This is a genomic window from Streptomyces murinus, assembly GCF_002154555.1.
In the GTDB taxonomy this organism is placed as follows: domain Bacteria; phylum Actinomycetota; class Actinomycetes; order Streptomycetales; family Streptomycetaceae; genus Streptomyces; species Streptomyces murinus.
Genome location: NZ_MUNF01000337.1, coordinates 1 through 2206, shown reverse-complemented (window position 1 = coordinate 2206; position 2206 = coordinate 1). Strand labels below are relative to the sequence as shown.

The following is a 2206-nucleotide window of genomic DNA, read 5'->3' as shown; positions in this document are numbered from 1 at the left end:
CGCGGGCGGAGGACCGGCGCCACGACCATCTGCCCCTCAAGGAGCTGCGCACCCTCACCGAACTGCCGCCCGGTACCGGCCTGTTCGACAGTCTGGTGGTGTTCGAGAACTACCCGGTCGGCGACGCGACCGCGGGCGCCCACGGGCTCGCCCTGCGCGACCTGGACGCCCGGGAGGCCACCAACTACCCGCTCACCGTGGTGGTCTCGCCCGGCGACCGGCTCGCCGTCGAACTCGGCTACGACCCCAGGTGCTTCGACGCGGACACCGCCGATTCCCTCGCCGCCCAACTGCTGCACACCCTGCACACCTTGGCCGGTACGGACGGCACCGCCCGCCTCGACGACCTCGACGTGCTGCCGCCCGCACTGCGCGAGCGGCTGCTGCGGGGACCGTCCCGCCCGGCCTTGGGCGAGGTGCCCGCCGGCACCCTGCCCGCCCTCGTGGAGGCCGCCGTCGACCGGTGGCCGGACGCACCCGCGCTCGCCGCGCCCAATTCCCTGCTCACCTTCGCCGAGGCGGAGACGCGGGCCAACCGGCTGGCACACCGGCTCATCGCCCGGGGCGCCGGACCCGGCGACATCGTCGCGCTGCTGCTGCCCCGCTCCGTGGACATGGTCCTGGCCCAGCTGGCGGTGGCCAAGGCGGGCGCCGCGTTCCTGCCCGTGGACCCCGCCTACCCCGAGGAGCGGATCGCGCTGATGCTGCGCGACGCGGCCCCCGCCCTGACCCTCGACGCCAAGGAGATCGCAGGCCTGCTCGCCGCACCGCCGGACGAGGTCCCCGGACACCGGCCCGGCGACGCCGACCGCAGGCGCCCGCTGGACCTGGACGACCCGGCCTACGTCATCTACACCTCAGGCTCCACCGGCACCCCGAAGGGCGTCGTCGTCACCCACCGCGGGCTCGCCGCGTTCTGCGCCGCCGAGGCCGCCCACTACCAAGTGGCCGAGGGCGACCGGGTGCTGGCCTTCGCCACGCCCAGCTTCGACGCCTCCGTGCTGGAGCTGTGCATGTCCCTGCCGCACGGCGCCCGGCTCGTCGTCCCCCGGCCCGGACCGCTGCTCGGCGCCGAACTGGCCGACGTCCTGCGGGCCGAGGGCATCACCCACACCCTGCTGCCCCCGGCCGCGCTCGCCACCCTGCCCGCCGGCACCCCCGGCACCCTGCCGGACCTGAAGACGCTGATCGTCGGCGCCGAGGCGTGCGGGGCCGACCTCGTGGCCCGCTGGGCGCCGCACCACCGCATGGTCAACTCCTACGGCCCCACCGAGGCCACCGTCGTCGCCACCTGGTCGGCACCGCTGACGGCGGACGGCGGCGCACCGCCCATCGGCCGCCCGCTGCCCGCCACCGGCGCCTACGTCCTGGACGCCCGGCTGCGGCCGGTCCCCGCCGGGGTCCCGGGTGAACTCTGGCTGTCCGGACCGGCGTTGGCCCGCGGCTACCTCGGCCGCCCGGGACTGACCGCCGCCCGGTTCCGCGCCGACCCGTTCGGGCCGCCCGGCACCCGCATGTACCGCACCGGCGACCTGGTGCGCCGCGACAGCGGGGGCGAACTGCACTACCTGGGGCGCACCGACCACCAGCTCACGTTGCGCGGCCACCGCATCGAGGCGGGCGAGGTCGAGGCGACCCTCGTACGCCACCCGGACGTGCTGGACGCGGTGGTGACCGTACGCGAGGACGAACCCGGACTGCCGCGCCTGGTCGCCCACCTGCTCACCGCCCCCGGCGCCGAACCCCCCGCCCCGGCCGAACTGCGGTCCCTGGCCGCCCGGTTCCTGCCGGGCCACATGATCCCATCGGCGTTCGTCGCGCTCGACCGCTTCCCGCTCACCGAGAACGGCAAGACCGACCGGGCGGCCCTGCCCGCACCGGCACCGGCCGAGGAACGGGACCGGCCCGAGTACGTGGCACCGCGCACCCCCACCGAGGAGGCACTGGCGGACATCTGGGAGGAGACCATGGGGACGTCCGTCGGCGCCGAGGACGACTACTTCCTGCTCGGCGGCGACTCCATGCGCGCCCTGCTCATCGCCTCCCGCGCCAACGACGCGTTCGCCATCACGCTGACCCCCCGCGACGTTCTGGTCTCCCGCACCGTCGCCGCCCTGGCGCTCGTGGTGGAGGAGCAGATCCTGAGCGAATTCGAGGACGCCGCGTACGGCGACGCCGACGCCGACCACGGCACCGGCCCCGACGG

1 protein-coding gene is annotated in these 2206 nt (G+C 75.7%); it reads left to right on the top strand.

What is annotated here, in order from left to right; translation table 11 throughout:
• Positions 1-2206, top strand: a 2206-nt coding sequence (locus CCN72_RS20720) for a non-ribosomal peptide synthetase (RefSeq protein WP_143664148.1), incomplete at both ends; no start/stop codon positions are given.